At 72.4% G+C, this 17,611-nt stretch carries 17 protein-coding genes; 7 read left to right on the top strand and 10 right to left on the bottom strand.

All coding sequences use genetic code 11. The annotated features are described in order from the left end of the window. Nucleotides 1-45: 45 nt before the first annotated feature. A complete protein-coding gene (locus AC5L3X_RS20100; protein WP_494858732.1) occupies nt 46-366 on the top strand; it encodes an STAS domain-containing protein in 321 nt (106 codons plus the stop codon). Between the two features lie 12 nt (nt 367-378). On the opposite strand, the gene AC5L3X_RS20095 is transcribed toward AC5L3X_RS20100, so the two are convergent. Then, nucleotides 379-1,950, bottom strand: coding sequence for an MDR family MFS transporter (locus AC5L3X_RS20095; RefSeq protein ID WP_494858730.1), 1,572 nt, complete (start codon nt 1,948-1,950; stop codon nt 379-381). A gap of 108 nt (nt 1,951-2,058) precedes the next feature. On the opposite strand from AC5L3X_RS20095, the gene AC5L3X_RS20090 reads away from it, so the two are divergent. Both AC5L3X_RS20090 and AC5L3X_RS20085 read left to right on the top strand, forming a co-directional pair. Beyond that, nucleotides 2,059-2,604, top strand: coding sequence for a TetR/AcrR family transcriptional regulator (locus AC5L3X_RS20090; RefSeq protein ID WP_494858729.1), 546 nt, complete (start codon nt 2,059-2,061; stop codon nt 2,602-2,604). A 62-nt stretch (nt 2,605-2,666) separates the two neighbouring features. Further along, on the top strand, nt 2,667-3,110 hold the full coding sequence (locus AC5L3X_RS20085) for an ATP-binding protein (protein ID WP_189122915.1): 444 nt from the start codon (nt 2,667-2,669) through the stop codon (nt 3,108-3,110). On the opposite strand, the gene AC5L3X_RS20080 is transcribed toward AC5L3X_RS20085, so the two are convergent. Next, nucleotides 3,085-3,240, bottom strand: a complete 156-nt coding sequence (locus AC5L3X_RS20080) for a hypothetical protein (protein ID WP_494858728.1) — start codon at nt 3,238-3,240, stop codon at nt 3,085-3,087. The genes AC5L3X_RS20085 and AC5L3X_RS20080 overlap by 26 nt on opposite strands. 56 nt (nt 3,241-3,296) lie before the next feature. Beyond that, complete coding sequence (locus tag AC5L3X_RS20075; protein WP_494858727.1) at nt 3,297-4,247, bottom strand: Ppx/GppA family phosphatase; 951 nt, start codon at nt 4,245-4,247, stop codon at nt 3,297-3,299. Nucleotides 4,248-4,365: 118 nt separating this feature from the next. Between AC5L3X_RS20075 and AC5L3X_RS20070 the strand changes: the two genes are divergently transcribed. Beyond that, on the top strand, nt 4,366-5,295 hold the full coding sequence (locus AC5L3X_RS20070) for a formylglycine-generating enzyme family protein (protein WP_494858856.1): 930 nt from the start codon (nt 4,366-4,368) through the stop codon (nt 5,293-5,295). Between the two features lie 4 nt (nt 5,296-5,299). After that, nucleotides 5,300-6,433 (top strand): UDP-N-acetylglucosamine--N-acetylmuramyl-(pentapeptide) pyrophosphoryl-undecaprenol N-acetylglucosamine transferase, encoded by a 1,134-nt coding sequence (locus AC5L3X_RS20065; protein WP_189122919.1) that lies wholly within the window; start codon nt 5,300-5,302, stop codon nt 6,431-6,433. Between the two features lie 48 nt (nt 6,434-6,481). On the opposite strand, the gene AC5L3X_RS20060 is transcribed toward AC5L3X_RS20065, so the two are convergent. The 6 genes from AC5L3X_RS20060 to AC5L3X_RS20035 form a co-directional block, all read right to left on the bottom strand. Continuing rightward, nucleotides 6,482-7,369: a hypothetical protein gene (locus AC5L3X_RS20060; protein WP_494858725.1), complete on the bottom strand. Its 888-nt coding sequence runs from the start codon at nt 7,367-7,369 to the stop codon at nt 6,482-6,484. A gap of 54 nt (nt 7,370-7,423) precedes the next feature. Beyond that, complete coding sequence (locus AC5L3X_RS20055) at nt 7,424-8,314, bottom strand: hypothetical protein (RefSeq protein ID WP_494858723.1); 891 nt, start codon at nt 8,312-8,314, stop codon at nt 7,424-7,426. A gap of 48 nt (nt 8,315-8,362) precedes the next feature. Beyond that, a complete protein-coding gene (locus AC5L3X_RS20050; protein WP_494858722.1) occupies nt 8,363-10,417 on the bottom strand; it encodes an MMPL family transporter in 2,055 nt (684 codons plus the stop codon). Between the two features lie 123 nt (nt 10,418-10,540). Then, entirely contained in the window at nt 10,541-11,191 is a 651-nt protein-coding gene (locus AC5L3X_RS20045) for a response regulator (protein ID WP_494858720.1), read from the bottom strand. Continuing rightward, nucleotides 11,188-12,288, bottom strand: coding sequence for a sensor histidine kinase (locus AC5L3X_RS20040; RefSeq protein ID WP_494858718.1), 1,101 nt, complete (start codon nt 12,286-12,288; stop codon nt 11,188-11,190). Before AC5L3X_RS20040 ends, AC5L3X_RS20045 begins: the two co-directional genes overlap by 4 nt. Beyond that, nucleotides 12,285-13,706, bottom strand: coding sequence for a hypothetical protein (locus tag AC5L3X_RS20035; protein WP_494858717.1), 1,422 nt, complete (start codon nt 13,704-13,706; stop codon nt 12,285-12,287). Before AC5L3X_RS20035 ends, AC5L3X_RS20040 begins: the two co-directional genes overlap by 4 nt. A 174-nt stretch (nt 13,707-13,880) precedes the next feature. Between AC5L3X_RS20035 and AC5L3X_RS20030 the strand changes: the two genes are divergently transcribed. After that, nucleotides 13,881-14,537, top strand: coding sequence for a response regulator transcription factor (locus AC5L3X_RS20030; RefSeq protein WP_189122921.1), 657 nt, complete (start codon nt 13,881-13,883; stop codon nt 14,535-14,537). Further along, entirely contained in the window at nt 14,534-15,676 is a 1,143-nt protein-coding gene (locus AC5L3X_RS20025; RefSeq protein ID WP_494858715.1) for a sensor histidine kinase, read from the top strand. The genes AC5L3X_RS20030 and AC5L3X_RS20025 overlap by 4 nt, the downstream gene beginning before the upstream one ends. Before the next feature lie 74 nt (nt 15,677-15,750). Here the strand turns inward: AC5L3X_RS20025 and AC5L3X_RS20020 are convergent, their stop codons facing one another. After that, nucleotides 15,751-17,607 (bottom strand): propionyl-CoA synthetase, encoded by a 1,857-nt coding sequence (locus AC5L3X_RS20020; protein WP_494858714.1) that lies wholly within the window; start codon nt 17,605-17,607, stop codon nt 15,751-15,753. Between the last annotated feature and the right edge of the window lie 4 nt (nt 17,608-17,611).

Genomic DNA, 17,611 nt, shown 5'->3' with positions numbered 1-17,611 from the left:
ACCGGAACGCCGCTGGTTTTCCCGTCGGTCGTTAGGCTGGGGGGCGTGCCTGACGAACGGCCACTGCACATCGAGATCGCGACACCGGACCCGACGACCGTCCGGGCCGCGTTGCGAGGCGATCTCGCCTATGACACGGTGGCGCAACTGGCGGCGCTGACGCCGGCCGCCGGCTACCGCCTGCTCGAGCTCGACCTGTCGGAGCTGTCGTTCGTCGACTCCTCCGGCCTGGCGGCGCTGATCCGGCTGCACCAGCAGGCCGAGCTCGCCGACGCGGCCCTGCGCGTGGTGGCGCTGACGCCCCACCTGCGCGGCATGCTGCGCATCACCGCGCTCGACCAGTTGCTGGCGCTGCCGCCGCCCTGACCGGGCCGCCGCTCAGCCGGCCGCGGGGGTGACCCGCTCCTCCTCGCCGGGCGGCGCGACCGGCGCGCCGCGCAGCGGGATCTCCTTGACGAACACCGCCAGCAGCGGCACCGCCACGGCGAACAGGATGGCCCAGCCGAAGACGCCCGAGATCGACGAGGCCAGCGATTCCAGGATGCCGGTGCGTACCTGTGGCCGCATCTGCGCCAGCGCGGCCGGGTCCATCCGGCCGCCGCCCTTGACGGTCTCCTCCGCCGCCTGGGCGCCGAACCTGGTGGTCAGCTCCCGCTGGAAGCCGTGGTTGAAGATCGCGCCGAACAGGGAGACGCCGAACGAGCCGCCGATCGACCTGAAGAACGTGCTCGCGCTGCTGGCGACGCCGAGGTCCTTCTGCTCGACGCTGTTCTGCGCGATCAGCATCGTGGTCTGCATGAGGAAGCCCATGCCGAGGCCGAGCACGGCGATGTGGACGCCGGTCAGCCAGCTCGGCGTGCTGGCGTCCATGGTGGACAGCAGCCACATGCCGAGCGTCATGACGACGCCGCCGATGATCGGGTAGATCTTGTACGTGCCGGTGGCGGTGATGGCCCGGCCCACGAAGAGTGAGACGACCATGGACGCCGCCATCATCGGCAGCAGCAGGAGGCCGGAGTTGGTGGCGGTGGCGCCCTGCACGGTCTGCTGGAACAGCGGCAGGAAGTTGATCACGCCGAACATGGCGAAGCCGAGCAGGAAGCCGATGGCCGAGATCAGCGTGAAGTTGCGGTCGCGGAACAGGTTGAGCGGCATGATCGGCTCGATCGTCCGGCGCTCCACCTGGACGAACAGCGCCATCGTGACCACGGAGACCGCGACCAGGGTGAGGATCTGCCAGGAGCCCCACGGGTACTCGTTGCCGCCCCAGGTCGTGACCAGCACGATCGCGGTGATGCCGATCGACAGCAGGATCGCGCCCAGCCAGTCGATGCGCACCCGGTCGCGACGCCGGGGCAGCTTGAGCCGGACCGCCAGCAGGGCGATCGCGATGGCGCCGATCGGCAGGTTGACGTAGAAGGCCCATCGCCAGTCGAGGTAGTCGGTGATGAAGCCGCCGACCAGGGGGCCGGCGATCATGGCCAGCGACATGACCGCCGCCATGATGCCCTGGTACTGGCCGCGCTCGCGGGGCGGGACCAGGTCACCGATGATGGCCATGACGTTGACGATCAGGCCGCCGGCGCCGAGGCCCTGCAGGGCACGGAAGGCGATCAGCTCGGCCATGCCGCCGTCGGGGCCGCCCAGCAGGGCCGAGCCCGCCATGCCGCAGAGCGCGGAGCCCACCATGAAGATGACGATGGAGACCATGAAGATGGTCTTGCGGCCGTAGAGGTCGCCGATCTTGCCCCAGATCGGCGTGGAGACGGTGGTGCCCAGCACGTAGGCGGTGACGACCCAGGACAGGTGTGACAGCCCGCCGAGCTCGCCGACGATGCGCGGCATGGCCGTGCCCACGACCATGTTGTCGAGCATCGCGAGGACCATCGCGAGCATCAGCGCGGGTAAGACGACCATGACTTCGCGGCGGCGTCCGACTGCCTCGTCCACGACTTCCCCCCTGTGAGACGGCTGTGAGATGGCGCTTACTTGCCGACCGGCAAGCCCCCGATAAACTAGATACTTACTTGCCGGCCGTCAAGTCGAAATAGGTGCACAGTGCGGGAAGACACGCGGACCCGAATCCAGGAGATCGCGCTCAGGCTCTTCACCGAGCAGGGCTACGAGGCGACCTCCTTGCGGGAGATCGCCGAGGAGCTCGGCGTGACCAAGGCCGCGCTCTACTACCACTTCAAGACCAAGGACGACATCGTGGCCGGCCTGGCCGACCAGCGGGTGGCCGAGATCGAGGAGTTGCTGGCCTGGTTCAAGGAGCAGCCCCGCACTCCGGAGGCGCGCCGCGAGCTGCTCCGGCGCTACGCGGCCCAGCTGAAGCGGACCCGCTTCGTGGAGGTCAACCGGTTCCTGGAGCGCAACCAGACCGCGATGCGCGACCATCCGAAGCTCCTGCGGATGCGCGAGGCCATGCTGGAGCTGACCGGGCAGCTCAGTGGGCCCGGTGATCCGCTCGCCACCCGGATCAGCCGGTCGATGGCGCTGTTCACGTTGCACGCCGGCAAATGGCTGACGCACGACGAGACCGTGTCCGAGGACGAGATCATCGAGGCCTCCATGGAGGTGGCGCTCCGGCTGCTGGAACCGTGACCGTGATTCGAATAGCCGATCGTGGGCAGGCTGTTTCACGCATCCGAACGGGAGGAGAGGCAGTGGAGGCGACGATAGCGCTCCGGCTACCCAGGGATGCGGCGAGCGTCCCGCTGATCAGGCAGATCTTCGAAGGCGCACTGCGCACTCTGGGGGTCGATCCGGCGGTCCGCGACGACATCGAGCTCATGCTCACCGAGGCGTGCGCCAACGTGATCAGGCACGCCGCACCCAGCGACGAATACACCGTGAGCGCCGGAGTCTATGACGATCTGTGCGTGATCAGGGTCATCGACACCGGGGGCGGCTTCGACCCCGGCAAGATCGGCGAGGCGCTGGCCGGCGCCGAGCACGGCAGGGGGCTGCAGATCATGCGCGCGCTGGCCGACGACGTCCGTTTCACCAGCAGGCCCGAGCACGGGGCGATGGTCTGCCTGGAGAAACGGCTGACCTTCGTGCCCGGTGCCGCGGGGCCACACCTCATGACGAGCGACCACTCCGCATGACGCCCTGCCGGGTCGTCCCCGCCACCACGGCGAGCGCGACCAGCACGACGACCGCGACGACGAAAAGGGCCATGAACATCAGGGAGAAGGCGATCGCCAGCGAAGCGATCATGCCGAGGATGGCCAACATCAGCCCATCACTTCCCCACGACCAGGACTTATACCTCTTTTGAGGATATGTCAGGGTTACCGGGGGGCGAGGTCGAGACGGCTCGGCAACAGGTCCAGGCGGCGCAGGATGACGCCCTCGCGCAGGGCCCACGGACACACCTCGAGCCGGTCGACCTCGAACAGGTCCATGGCCGCGTCGGCGACCACGGCCCCGGCCGCGAGCTGTGCGGCCCGCCCCTCGGACACCCCTGGCAGCGCGGCGCGCTCGGCCGCGGCCATCGTGGTGAGCTTGGCGGCCCAGTGGGCCATGTCCTGACGTGACAGCGAGCGCGAGACGTAGAAACCGTCGCCGGACGGGGCGGCCCCAGCGATCCTGGCGAGCTGCTTGAAGGTCTTGGACGTGGCCACGGCCCGGGTAGGCCGGCCGAAGCGCACCACGTCACCGACCTCGCGGGCGACCTCCGCCCGCACATGCCTGCGCAGGCCGCGCACCTCGTCGGGCGTGGGCGGGTCGCCGGCCAGCCATTCGCGGGTCAGCCGCCCGGCGCCCAGGGGCAGCGACACGGCGACGTCCGGCTCCTCGTCGTAGCCCGCCGCGATCTCCAGCGAACCGCCGCCGATGTCGAAGGCGAGCAGCCGTCCCGCGGACCAGCCGAACCAGCGGCGTACGGCCAGGAAGGTCAGCCTGGCCTCGTCACGGCCCGACAGGACCTCGATGTTCACCCCGCTGCGCTCGTCGATCCGGGCCAGCACCTGCTCACCGTTGGCCGACTCGCGCACAGCGGAGGTGGCGAAGGCCAGGAAGTCCTCGACGCCCTTGTCCTCGGCGATGCGCACGGCCTCCTCGACGAACGCGCCGAGCAGGTCGATGCCCTCGGCGGACAGCGCGCCCGCCGCGTCGAGGTGCTCGGTCAGCCGCATCTCCTCCTTGTGGGAGTAGGCGGGGATGGGGCGGGCGCCGCGGTGGGCGTCGACGACGAGGAGGTGGACGGTGTTAGAGCCGATGTCCAGCACGCCGAGTCGCATGGGACGACGCTACCGGTCAGCGGACGGCACGGCGAAACCGGGCATGACCGGCATCGAGGGGGACGACGTCATGGCCGAGCGACTACCCTTCCAGGTGGTCACCACACATAAGGGGGGCATGGTGGGCGCGTGCTGCGGTCCGAGCAGGAGCACCGCCGCTCCGCCGTACCCGGGCGGGGAGCAGTCGGATCCGCCGGTGCCGGGCCCGGAGCGGCGGGAGCCACCGCGCGGGATGGCCCGGGTGCCCGGCGGGACGTTCCTGATGGGCGGCGACGACCCCGACGGCTGGCCCGAGGACGGCGAGGGGCCGGTGCGCGAGGTTCGGTTGACGGCGTTCCTGATCGACCCGGTCTGCGTCACCAACGCGCGGTTCGCCACCTTCGTCAAGGAGACCGGCTACGTCACCGAGGCCGAGCGGATCGGCTGGTCCTTCGTGTTCCGGCGGTTCGCGGGGCGCGGCGTCATGGACGCGAGGGTGCCGGGGGCGCCCTGGTGGGTCGGCGTGGAGGGGGCGACCTGGCGCTCTCCCGAGGGGCCGGGCTCCTCCGTGGGTGACCGGCAGAACCATCCGGTGGTGCACGTGTCGTGGCACGACGCCCACGCCTACGCCTCCTGGGCGGGCAAACGGCTGCCGACCGAGGCCGAGTGGGAGATGGCGGCGCGCGGCGGGCTGGAGCGCCGGAGATACCCGTGGGGCGACGAGCTGACGCCGAAGGGGCGGCAGCGGTGCAACATCTGGCAGGGCCCGTTCCCGTCGGCGCCGAGCAGGGGCACGATGCCGGCCAAGTCGTTCCAGCCCAACGGCTACGGCCTCTACAACGTCGCGGGCAACGTCTGGGAGTGGACCGCCGACTGGTGGGGCACGACGTGGGAGGCGTTCGCCGAGAACCCGGCCGGGCCGGCCGAGGGCGCCGCCAAGGTGCTCCGCGGCGGTTCCTACCTGTGCCACGACTCCTACTGCAACCGCTACCGGGTCGCCGCGCGCACCGCCAACACCCCCGACTCGTCGACCGGGCACACGGGTTTCCGCTGCGCGGCCATACCCTGATCGCATGTCACGAACTCTGCGACTGTTGATCACCGGAGGCGGCACCGGCGGTCACACCTATCCGGCCCTGACCACCCTGTCGGCCATCCAGCGACGTCAGGTGGCGCACGACGTGCTCTGGGTGGGCACGGCCGGCGGCCTGGAGGCCAGGATCACCGCCGAGCACGGCATCCCGTTCAAGGCGATCACCACCGGCAAGCTGCGCCGCCGGCCCAACCTGCGCGAGCTCGGCACCAACCTGGCAGACGTGTTCCGCATCCCCGTGGGCGTGATCCAGGCGGTGGTCCACGCCGCCCGCTACCTGCCCGACGTGGTGCTGTCGACCGGTGGGTACGTGGCGGTGCCGATCGGGGTGGCGGCCAAGCTGATCCGGCGGCCACTGGTCATGCACGAGCAGACCACGGTGGTGGGCCTGGCCAATCGGATGCTGGCCAGGCTGGCGACCCGCATCGCGCTGTCGCACGAGTCGTCGCTGGAGCACCTGCCGGCCTCGGCCAGAGGCAAGGCCGTCGTGACCGGCAACCCGATCAGGCCCGAGCTGCTGCACGGCAGCCAGGCGGCGGCCTACGACCTGTTCGGGCTGACGTTCGAGGTGCCGCTGATCTACGTGACGGGCGGCGCCCAGGGCAGCAAGCAGATCAACACGCTGATCGCGGAGATCCTGCCCGGACTGCTGCCGCACGCCCAGGTGGTGCACCAGTGCGGGCCCGCCTGGATCGACCAGATGCGCGCCATCCAGCTGCCGCCCGAGCTGGCCGACCGCTACCACCCGGTGCCCTACGTCGGCGCCGAGCTGGCCGATCTGTACGCCGCCGCGGACGTGGTGATCGCGCGCAGCGGCGCCGGCACGGTGTCGGAGCTGACCGCCATCGGCCGGCCGTCGGTGCTGGTCCCGCTGATCCCGACGGGCGGCGACGAGCAGCGCAAGAACGCCGCCTACCTGGTCTCGGCGGGCGCGGCGCGGGCGTTGCTGGAGCCGCGTCCCACCGCGGACCTGCTGCTGGCGGAGCTGATGCCGCTGCTGGCCGATCCCGGGCTGCGCGGGTCGATGGCCGACGCGGCGCGCAAGCTGGGCCGGATCGACGCGGCCGACGTCCTGTGCGACGTGCTGCTCGACGCGGCCGACTGGCCGCGCTAGCAGGAGGCTCGGAGGGCGCGACGGCTCGGACCGCCTCGTGGGCGTAGCTCAGGGGGCGAGGTGGCGGAAGGCCTCGTGGGCGGAGCTGACGCTGTCGCGCAGCGCCCGCTCCAGCAGGTCGGCCTCCTCGCCCAGCCTGCCCAGCTCGGGGACGGCCGCGTCCCCGGCCCCCGACTCGGCCAGCAGCTCCTCGTAGCGCGGCAGCCTGACGTTGAGCTGCTCGATCTGGTGACGCGCCCGATAGGCCCGCTCGGCGTCGGCGACGTGCCCGGCGTAACGTTCCAGGGCCTCGACGCGCGCCAGCACCGCGCCCTCGCTGCTGTCGAGGGCCCTGGCCAAGGGATCGGCCACGGCGGCGACCTCGGGCGTCACCCCCTCGGCGACGACCTCCTCGTGCTCGGCCCGCAACGCCGACAGCTTGGCGAGCAACCGGGCGATCTCCCACTCCTGCTCCGGCAGCATCACCGCGTTGCGCGCCTGGTCCAGCAGCCCTTCGGCGTTGACCCGGGAGACCAGCACCGACTCGATCGCGGTCTGCGCGCGGTTCATGAGCGCGCGGGCCGCGTCGTCGAGCTCCTCGCGCAGCACGAACCGTCCCGTCAGCCGCCGCGCGTTGTCGTAGACCTTGAGCTCGGCCAGGCGCCGCCGTTCCCGTTCCGCGTCGGGGCGTGGTCTGAGCAGCACGGTGACGACGAGCAGCGCGGCGCACATCATGATCAGCACGAACGGGGTGTACAGTCCGCCGCGGAAGAAGTCGAGCGCGGTGGCGGCTGCCGCGAGCGCCACCGCGACGGCGGTCAGCGGCGCGGCGGGGCCGAGGACGGGCACGTGCCGCCGGTGCGGGGGCGCCCACCCCGCGCGCATCCTCAGCAGGACCTTGCGATGGTCACGTAAGAGCTCGGCGATCTCGTCGGGCACCGCCGGATCAACTACCACCTTCGCATGACGGCCGGGCACATTACGGATCCTATGTAGCGGTCTGTCCCGGTGTCAGCCCTCCAAGTAACGGAACGCCTCGTGCGCGGAGCTCACGCTGCGCCGCAGCACGCGTTCCAGCGCGTCGGCGTCCTCGGCGAGCCGTTCGATCTCGGGCACGGCCAGCGCGTCGGCGCCGGACTCGGCCAGCAGCTCCTCGTAGCGCGGCAGCCGGGAGCGCAGCTCCTCGATCTGGCTCCGGGCGTGAAAGGCGCGCTCGGCGTCGGCGACGTGGCCGGCGTAACGTTCCAGCGCCTCGACCCGGGCCACGACGGCCGCCTCGCTGTTGGCCAGGGCCCTCTCCAGGGGCTCGACCACGGCGGCGACCTCGGGGGCGACGCCCCGGGCCAGCAGCTCGCGGTGCTCGGCGCGCAGCGCGGACAGCTTGGCGAGTAACCGCGCGATCTCCCACTCCTGCTCCGGCAGCATCACCGCGTTGCGGGCGCCGTCGAGCAGGCCCTCGGCGTTGACGTGGGAGCGCAGCACCGAGCCGATGGCCTGCTGCGCCCGCGAGAGCACGGCCGCGGCCTCCGCGTCGAAGTCCTCCGGCAGCAGGTAGCGGCCGTCGTACCAGCGGGCCTGCTCGTAGACGCCGCGCTCGCGGGGCCGGGCGGTCACGGGCAGCTCGTTGAGGGAGGCCATCTTGACCAGGACGACCAGGACGAACATGCCCAGCAGCACGAACCCGACCGGGGCCGCCGGCGACTCCAGCAGCACCGCCATCACGGCGAGCACCAGGGGCGTGGCCGCCAGCAGCATCACGCTGGAGGTGCCGCGCCGCCGGCGCTCGGCGGGCGGCGCGGCGGGCGGCACCCAGCCGGCGCGGAACCTGGACAGCAACGGGGCGTTGGCGCGCAGCACTCCGGAGACCTCCCGGGGCACTCCGGGATCCACCACCACACCCACGCTCTGCCCTGGCACCCTGGCGCCCCCAACGCTCGCGATGTCCGGATCCTACGGAACATTTCGCTCGGGCGTCAGCCTCCTGGAGGACACTCCGGGAAACCACCAGTTGCGCTCGCCGAGCACCTCCATGGCGGCGGGCACCAGGACCAGGCGGACCACGGTGGCGTCGACCAGCACGGCGGCGGCGAGCCCGACCCCCATGATCTGCAGCGCGCGGTCGTCGAACGCGCCGAACGCGGCGAACACGCAGAACATGATCGTGGCGGCGGCGGTGATGACCCGGGCCGTCCTGGCCAGCCCGGCCGTGACGGCCCGCCCGTTGTCGCCCGTCCGCTCGTACTCCTCCCTGATCCGGGAGAGCAGGAACACCTCGTAGTCCATCGACAGCCCGAACGTGATGACGAACAGCATCATCGGCACCCAGGCGTCGACGGGACCGGCGGTGCCGCGGCCGAGCACGTCCCACTGGAAGACCGCGACGATCACCCCGTACGCGGCGCCGATCGACAGCAGGTTCACCACGATGGCCTTCACCGGCAGCAGCAGGCTGCGGAACACCGCCATGAGCAACGCGAACGAGGCCAGCAGCACGGCGGCCACAGTCCACGGCAGCCTCCCGGCGGAGAACTCCGCGAAGTCGCCGGCGGCCGCGGTGGAGCCGGTCACCAGCACGGGCGCGGGCAGTTCGGCGCGCAGGCGGTGGATCAGCCCGGTGGTGGCCTCGTCCTGCGGCCCGCCGGTGGGCACGACCAGCGCGGCCCGCTCCCCCACGGCGTACGCGCGCGCCACCCCGGGCGTCCGGCGTGCCTGCTCGACGACCTGCTCGACGGCGATGGCGCCGCCGTCCGGCACCGCGTCCGGGCCGGCGATCGCCAGCACCAGCGGGCCCTGCGCGCCGGGGCCGAAGCCTTCGGCCAGCAGGTCGTGGGCGCGCCTGGTGGTGTCGGTGACCGGCCGGTCGCCCGCGTCGGACCAGCCGGCGCGCAGCTGCGTCGCGGGCAGGGCCAGCACGAGGAGCAGGCCGAGCGCCAGCAGGCCGGCTGCCCACGGCCGGCGTCGCACGACCCTGCTCCACCGCGAGGACAGCGGCTCCTTCCCGGTACGGCGAGGCAGCGCGAATCTGTCGATCCCGGTGCCGACCATCCGCAGCAGCGCGGGCAGCAGGGTCAGGGAGGCGAGCATGACCATGAGCACCCCGCAGCCCGCGGCCAGGGCGACGCCGCCACCGAGGGAGGGGCCGAGGAACAGGATGCCCGCCCCGGTGACGATCACGATGATCCCGGCGAACAGCACGGACCTGCCCGCTGTGCGCATGGCCTGTTCGACCGCCTTCTGGACGCCGAGCCCCTCGTCGAGGCAGGTGCGGAACCGGGTGACGATGAGCAGCGCGTAGTCGATGCCCACGCCGAGTCCCAGCATGACCGTGAGGTAGACCGCGAAGCCGGGCGCCGGCACGACGTTCCGCAGCACGCTGAACAGGGCGACGCCGCCGGCCACGCCGATGACGCCGATGATCAGCGGAAGGACCGCGGCGACCAGTGACCGGAACGCCACCAGCAGCACCACCGCGGCGGCCACCAGCCCGACGCCCTCGACGGCTCCTCCGGGCGTGAAGTCGGCCAGGTCGTCGCCGGACAGCTCCGCGGTCACCCCGGGCGCGCGGAAGCCGTCCCGCAGCTGCCTGATCCGCTCGGCGGCGCCGGTTCCGGAGAAGGTGAGAGGGATGGTGCCGATCGTCCCGTCTGGGGAGATCCGCTGGTACAGGTCGTCGTCCCCGTAGGGCCTCTCGGCCGGCGTGGCCGGCCGGTCGGCCGTGCCGGCGCGGACGCCGGGGACGCTGTTCAGCCGGTCGGCCAGTCCGGCCACCGCCTGGCGCACCAGCGGGCCGCCGACGCCGGACGGGGCGGAGATCACGAGCGTGCCCGGTGGCTCGGCCGGCAGGTCGCCGAGCAGCTCGGCGGCCCGATGGCTCTCGAAGGCGGGGAGCGTGAAGTCGTCGTTCGCCGGGCCGGGCCAGGCGGTCGCGGCGGCGACCAGCGCGGCCGTCAGCGTGAGCCAGAGCATCAGGACGAGGCGCCGGTGACGGGTACAGAAGGCGATCATGCTGCCGACGGTAGGAACCAGGAACCCGCCGGGTCGTCCACCCACCGCGGGTGACGCCGTACACCGTGCGCGGTATCAGACGCCGTATCAGGCGCGGTGTCAGGCGCGGCGTCAAACGCCGTGTCAGGCGCGGCGGCCGGGGCGGACGAGGCCGGTCTCGTAGCCGAGCACCACGAGTTGCGCCCGGTCGTGTACGGCCAGTTTGCTCATCATGCGGTTGACGTGCGTCTTGACCGTGGCCGGGCTCATCACCAGCCGCTCGGCGATCTGGGCGTTCGTGAGCCCCTGGGCGACCCGGGTCAGCACTTCGCGCTCGCGGCCCGTCAGCGGGGCCAGGCGGTCGGCGCCGACCGCGCCGGGCCGGGCGGCGAACTCCTCGATGAGCCGTCGCGTGACGCCCGGGGAGAGCAGCGCGTCGCCGCGGGCCGCGACCCGCACGGCGTGCCGGATCTCGGCCGGTTCGGCGTCCTTGACCAGGAAGCCGCTGGCCCCGCAACGGAGCGCCTCGTAGACGTACTCGTCGAGGTCGAAGGTGGTGACCACGACGACCCGCGTGCGGCCGGAGGCGATCCGGCGGGTAGCCGCCAGGCCGTCGAGGCCGGGCATCCGGATGTCCATGAGCACCACGTCCGGCGAGAGCCCGCCGGCCAGACGCACCGCCTCGACGCCGTCCGCCGCCTCGGCCACGACGCTCAGGTCGTCCTCGGTGTCCAGCAGGGCCCGTAGCCCGGCCCTGACCAGCGGCTGGTCGTCGGCCAGCAGGATCGTGATCACGCGGGCAGCCTGGCCACGACGCGGAACCCGTGCGAGGGGCCGTCGCCGGTGGTGAGCCGCCCTCCGACGGCGGCCACGCGTTCGGCCATCCCGGTCAGGCCGTGGCCGTACAGGTGGCCGTCCGGGGCGTCACCGTCTCCGTCGTCGTCCACCTGTACGGTCACGGCGTCCGGCTCGTAGGTCAGGGTGACCACCGCCCGGGTGGCGGCCGCGTGCCGGATGGCGTTGGTCAGCGCCTCCTGCACCACCCGGTAGACGACCAGGTCGACGGCCGGCGGCAGCGGGCGCCGGTCACCGACGACGGACAGGCCGACGGGCAGCCCTGCCGCGTCCAGCAGGCCGGGCAACCGGCCGGTGCCGGGCGGCGGCTGCCGCGAGCCGGGGCGCAGGACGCCGAGCACGCCCTTCATCTCGGCCAGGGCCTGGCGGCTGGCCGTGCGGATGACCTGGAGGGCGGCGCGTGCCTCCGGCGGGCCGCCCGCGCGCTCGACGGCCTCGGCGGCGACGGCGGCGTGCAGCGCGATCACCGACACCGTGTGGGAGGTGACGTCGTGCAGCTCTCTGGCGACGCGCAGCCGCTCCTCCTGGGCGCGGCGCAGCGCCTCCTCCTCACGGGTGCGTTCGGCGTCGGCGGCCCGCCGCTCCACCTCGGCCGTGTAGGCGCGCCTGGCCCGCGAGACCTCGGCGGGCTGGGCCACGACGAGCACGAGCAGCGCCCAGATGACCACCCCGGCCACCCGGTCCGCCTCCGGGTGCGGCGCCACCGCGACGGCGGGCAGGCCGATGAGGAACGCCGCGCCCGCCCAGCCGGCCGCCCGCCTGCCGGCGGAGATGGTGGCGAACATCGCGACCAGGGCGGGCGCGGGCCAGAGCGCGTAGGCGTAGCCGCGCGCGAAGCAGACCGCCGCCACCCCCGCGCTGACGGCCAGGGCGAGCTCGGGCCGCCCGGGCAGCCAGGCCAGCCCGAGCGCCGACAGGACCAGCAGCGCGTGGCCGGGCAGGTCGAGGGCCGTGGCGGACGGCTGATTGCCGTACGCCAGGAACGTCGAGTAGACGACGATCACGGCCATGCCGCATACCAGCGCGAACGTTCTCACACCGGCACACGGTAATCCGCTCGCCTCCCTGGCGCGATACCGCCGGCGCGGTACCCGTGTACGGCGAGCGCGGCAGCGACGCAGGCGAACGGGATGGCGGGCAGCACGTATCGGTGGTCGAAGTCGAGCGCCGCCACCGGCGCGACGAGCAGGAACATGGAGAACGTCCACGGCAGCAGCGCCGCGCGGCGCCGGCCGATCGAGCCCGCGCCGCCGGCCAGCAGCAGCACGCCGAAGAGGGTCCCGTGCAGGAACCACGGATAGGGGTAGGCGGCCAGGATCGTGCCCCACGGCTCGACCGAGCTCATGCCGCGGATGCCGGTGTCGTACTCCCGGCGGACCTTCCCGATGAGCCCGTGCTGCTCCGGCAGCGTCCACGAGCCGTGCGGGAAGGTGGACATGGGGGTGACCCGGTCCGGGTGCGGCACCGGCTCCCAGGTGAAGGCGAGCGAGGTGTTCACGGCCACCTCGCGCAGGTAGTCCAGCGGCTGGGCGGCGATGGCCCGCAGGGCGAAGCTCCTGGCCAGGTCGTTGTAGGCGAACCGGTCGCCGGGCAGCCGGTTGAGGGAGGCGCCGGGCGCCCAGACGTACTCGGAGGCGGCGTCCACCACGGTGCCGTTCGGGCAGAGCACGGCCTCCTTCGCGGGCGGGCGGATGATCGAGCAGTCGGCGAAGGTCATGGTCCGCGCCCACAGCGCGACGCCGTCGGAGCCGCTGAGCGCGAACCTGCCGTGGTGCTGGGCGTACCAGCCGCCGTAGGCGAGCAGCGGCAGCGCCCCTGCGAGCGCCGCGGCCACGATCCTGCGCCATCCCGTCCTCCGGAGGAGCAGGTAGAGCACGAGCAGCCCGAGCAGCGGCACCGCGGCCGTGCGGGTGAGACCGGCCAGCGCGAGCAGCAGCCCGGCCAGCGCGGCGGCCCGGGTGGAGACCCGCTCACGCCACATCACGACGAGCAGCGCCGCCACGACCAGGAAGATGACCTGCAGGTCGGACAGGATGGCGTGCTCCAGCCGCACGAACGACGGGTCGAACAGCACCGGCACCGTGGCCAGGCTCGCGCCCCAGCCGGGCAGCGACCGGCGGCGCAGCAGCACGTAGATCATCACGCCGATGCCCAGCCCCATCGCGTGCTGCACCCCGGCGACCACCTCCACGCTGTGGAAGGGCCGCAGCAGCCACAGGAACCAGGAGTAGCCCGCCGGGTGCAGGGCCCCCTGCGGTCGCATATGGACGGCGGTGTCGAGGTAGGTGAAGGAGTCGTACCAGTAGAGCTGCGCGGTGTCGTACCCGAGCATGACGAGCACGCGCAGCGCGGCGGCCAGTGCGAGCACGATCGCGAACAGCCGGTGCCCCTGGCGCTCGCGCGCGGTCACGCCGCGCGTGCGTGAACGGGCGAACGCCGTGAGGGTGGTGGCCATGGTGGTCCCCCGGTGACGGGGCCGGGCGGATCCCGGCCGTAGGGGACGAAGTCCAGCGAGTTCGCGATAACGTCGGCGTCACCGATTGTGGTTATGCCCGCGTTATGTCGGTGTGGGCACACTGGCGGACTCATGATCTTTGGGGCCAGGTTGTGTGTTCTGTTGGGGGGCCAGGTGCGCGTTCTGATCGCCGAGGATGAGCGGATGCTCGCCGACTCGATCGCCGAGGGGCTGAGAGGTGAGGCGCTGGCCGTCGACGTCGCCTACGACGGTGAGGCGGCGATCGAGCGGCTCGGCGTCCACGACTACGACGTGCTGATCCTCGACCGCGACCTCCCGCTGGTGCACGGCGACGACGTGTGCGGCACGGTCGTCGAGCGAGGGTGGCCGGTCAGGGTGCTGATGCTGACCGCCGCGGGCGACGTGCGTTCCAGGGTGGCCGGGCTGTCGCTGGGGGCCGACGACTACCTGCCCAAGCCGTTCGCGTTCGAGGAACTGGTCGCGCGGGTGCACGCCCTCGGCCGCCGGGCCAGGCGGGCCGACCCGCCGATGCTGGAGCGGGCGGGGGTCCGGCTGGACTGGGCGCACCGGCAGGTGTTCCGCGAGGGCCGGTACGTGCCACTGGCCCGCAAGGAGTTCGGCGTGCTGGCCGAGCTGCTGCGCGCCCAGGGCGCGGTCGTCTCGGCCGAGGAACTACTGGAGAAGGTATGGGACGAGCACATCGATCCGTTCACCAACACGGTCCGGACCACGATGACCAAGCTGCGCAAGAAGCTGGGCGAGCCGCAGGTCATCGAGACCGTGCCCGGATCCGGTTACCGGATCCCATGAGCCTGCGCCTGCGGTTCGCGCTCACCTGCGCCGTGGTCTTCCTGTTCGTCGGGACACTGCTGCTCGCGGCCCTCTATCTCGTGGTGCGGCAGAGCCTCGAACCCCGCCGGGGGCTCGGCCAGCCGGAGTACATCACGCTGGACATCGGACAGTACTGGCGGGGTGATCTCGGCTACGCGGTGGCCCAGCAGCGGGTCAGCCAGGTCCGCGGCATCTACCAGAACGACACCCTGCACACCGTGCGCACCCTTGGCTCGTTCGCGGTCCTGGCGGGCGCGGCGGGCGCCTTCGGGCTCGGCTGGCGGACGGCGGCCTGGGTGACGCGGCCGATCAAGGACGTCACCGAGACCGCGCGCCGCGTGGCGCAGAGCCACGACCTGACCGAGCGCATCGGCTACGACGGGCGGCGAGATGAGGTGAAGGAGCTGACCGACATCTTCGACACCATGCTCGACCGGCTGGCCCGCTCGTTCGACGGGCAGCGGCGGTTCGTCGCCAACGCCTCCCACGAGCTGCGCACGCCGCTGACCATCAACAGGACGCTGGTGGACGTGGCGGTGCGCCGCCCCGACGCGACCGACGACGTCAAACGGCTCGGCGAGTCGCTGCTGCTGGTCAACACCCGGCACGAACGGCTCATCGACGGGCTGCTGGCGCTGGCGGAGGGCGAGCAGGCGGTGCTGGACCGGCGGCCGTTCGACCTGACCGACGTGGCCGAGCACGTGCTGGACCAGGTGGCCGCAGAGGCGGCCGAGCGGGAGGTGACGATTCACCGGCTGCTCGACTCGGCGCCCACCACCGGGGAGGCGGTGCTGGTGGAGCGGCTGGTGCAGAACCTCGTGGAGAACGCGATCCGGCACAACCATCCCAAGGGCGAGGTGTGGGTGACGACCCGGCAGCGGGCCGAGCGGGTGGAGCTGGTGGTGGCTAACACCGGGCTGCAGGTGCCGCCGTACGAGATCGAGGCGATCTTCCAGCCGTTCCGGCGGCTGCACGGCGACCGGCTGCGGTCCGACCGGGGCAGCGGGCTCGGGCTGTCGATCGTACGGGTCATCACCGAGGCGCACGGCGGCACGGTCACCGCCCGGCCCCGTGACGAGGGCGGGCTGACGATCACCGTGGAGCTCCCGGCCGCCTAGCGATCTTCGGCCCGGGCGCGCGCCCGGGCGGCGTCGCGTCCGCCGCGTCCGCCGTCGCCGGTGCGCGCCACATGTCAGAGCGCGTCGGCGATCTCCGTCAGCGCCGCCGGGTCCTCGATCGTGGACGGGGCGCGGTAGTCGCGCCCGTCGGCGATGTCGCGCATGGTGCCGCGCAGGATCTTGCCGGACCGGGTCTTGGGCAGCCGGCCGACCACCACGGCCCGGCGGAAGGCGGCGACCGGGCCGATCCGCTCGCGGACCAGCGCGGTCAGCTCCCGCTCCACCTCGGCCGGGTCGCGGTCGGCGCCCGCCTTGAGCACCACGAAGCCGACCGGGAGCTGCCCCTTGAGCTCGTCGGCGACGCCGATCACCGCGCACTCGGCCACGTCCGGGTGGGCCGCGATGACCTCCTCCATCTGGCCGGTCGACAGCCGGTGACCGGCCACGTTGATGACGTCGTCGATGCGGCCCATCACGTAGAGGTAGCCGTCGTCGTCGAGGTAGCCGCCGTCGCCCGTCAGGTAGTGACCGGGGAAGCGCGACAGGTAGGACTCGGTGAAGCGGGCCTCGTCGCGGAACAGGGTGGGCAGGTTGCCGGGGGGCAGCGGCAGCCTGATGGCGACCGCTCCCTCCGTGCCGGGCGGGCACTCCTGGCCGGAGGAGTCGAGGATGCGCACGTCGTAGCCGGGGACGGGCCTGGTGGGCGAGCCGGGTTTGATCGGCAGCGCCTCGATGCCCACGCAGTTGGCGGCGATCGGCCAGCCGGACTCGGTCTGCCACCAGTGGTCGATGACCGGGATGCCGAGCAGGTCGCTCGCCCAGTGGTAGGTGTCGGGGTCGAGCCGCTCCCCGGCCAGGAAGAGGTAGCGCAGCATCGACAGATCCCACTTGCGCGCGAAATTTCCGGACGGATCCTCTTTCTTGATTGCCCTGATCGCGGTCGGCGCGGTGAACAGGGTCCGCACCCCGTGCATGGCCACCACCCGCCAGAACGACCCCGGATCCGGCGTGCCGACCGGCTTGCCCTCGTACAGCACGGTCGTGCAGCCGGCCAGCAGCGGCCCGTAGACGATGTAGGAGTGGCCCACGACCCAGCCGACGTCGGAGGCGGCCCAGAAGACCTCTCCCGGGGCGGCGCCGTACACGTGGGACATGCTCCAGTGCAGCGCCACCGCGTGACCGCCGTTGTCGCGGACCACGCCCTTGGGCGCGCCGGTGGTGCCGGAGGTGTAGAGGATGTAGAGCGGGTCGGTGGCGGCCACGGCCACGCAGCCGGCGGGCTCGGCGTCACGCACGGCCGACGCCCAGTCGAGGTCGCGCCCCTCCACCAGCGCCGCCGGCGCCTGGGGCCGCTGCAGGATCACGCAGCGCCCGGGCCGGTGCCCGGCCTCCTCCAGGGCGGCGTCCAGCAGCGGTTTGTACGCGACCACCCGGGACGGCTCGATGCCGCACGACGCCGACAGCACCACCACGGGCCTGGCGTGGTCGATCCGCACGGCCAGCTCGCTGGCGGCGAATCCGCCGAACACCACCGAGTGCACGGCGCCCAGCCGCGCGCAGGCCAGCATGGCGATCACCGCCTCGGGCACCATCGGCATGTAGATCACCACGGTGTCGCCGGTGCCGACGCCCAGGTCGCGCAGCAGGCCGGCGGTCCGCGCCACCTCGTCGAGCAGCTCGGCGTAGGTGTAGGCACGGACGGTGCCGGTGACGGGGCTGTCGTAGATCAGCGCCGTCCGGTCGCCGTGGTCCGCCTCGACATGCCGGTCGAGGGCGTTGAAGCAGGTGTTGAGCCGCGCGTCGGGGAACCAGCGCCCGTCACGCAGGACCGTCGCGGGCGCCACCTCCCAGTCGATGCCCGTGGCCGCCTCCGCCCAGAAACGCTCGGGCTCGTCGATGCTGCGCCGGTAGACGGCGTCGAAACCGCTCACATGT

Source organism: Nonomuraea sp. CX421 (genome assembly GCF_059358955.1).
The sequence above is the reverse complement of the archived record's forward strand: the minus strand, read 5'-3'. Positions and strand labels throughout refer to the sequence as shown.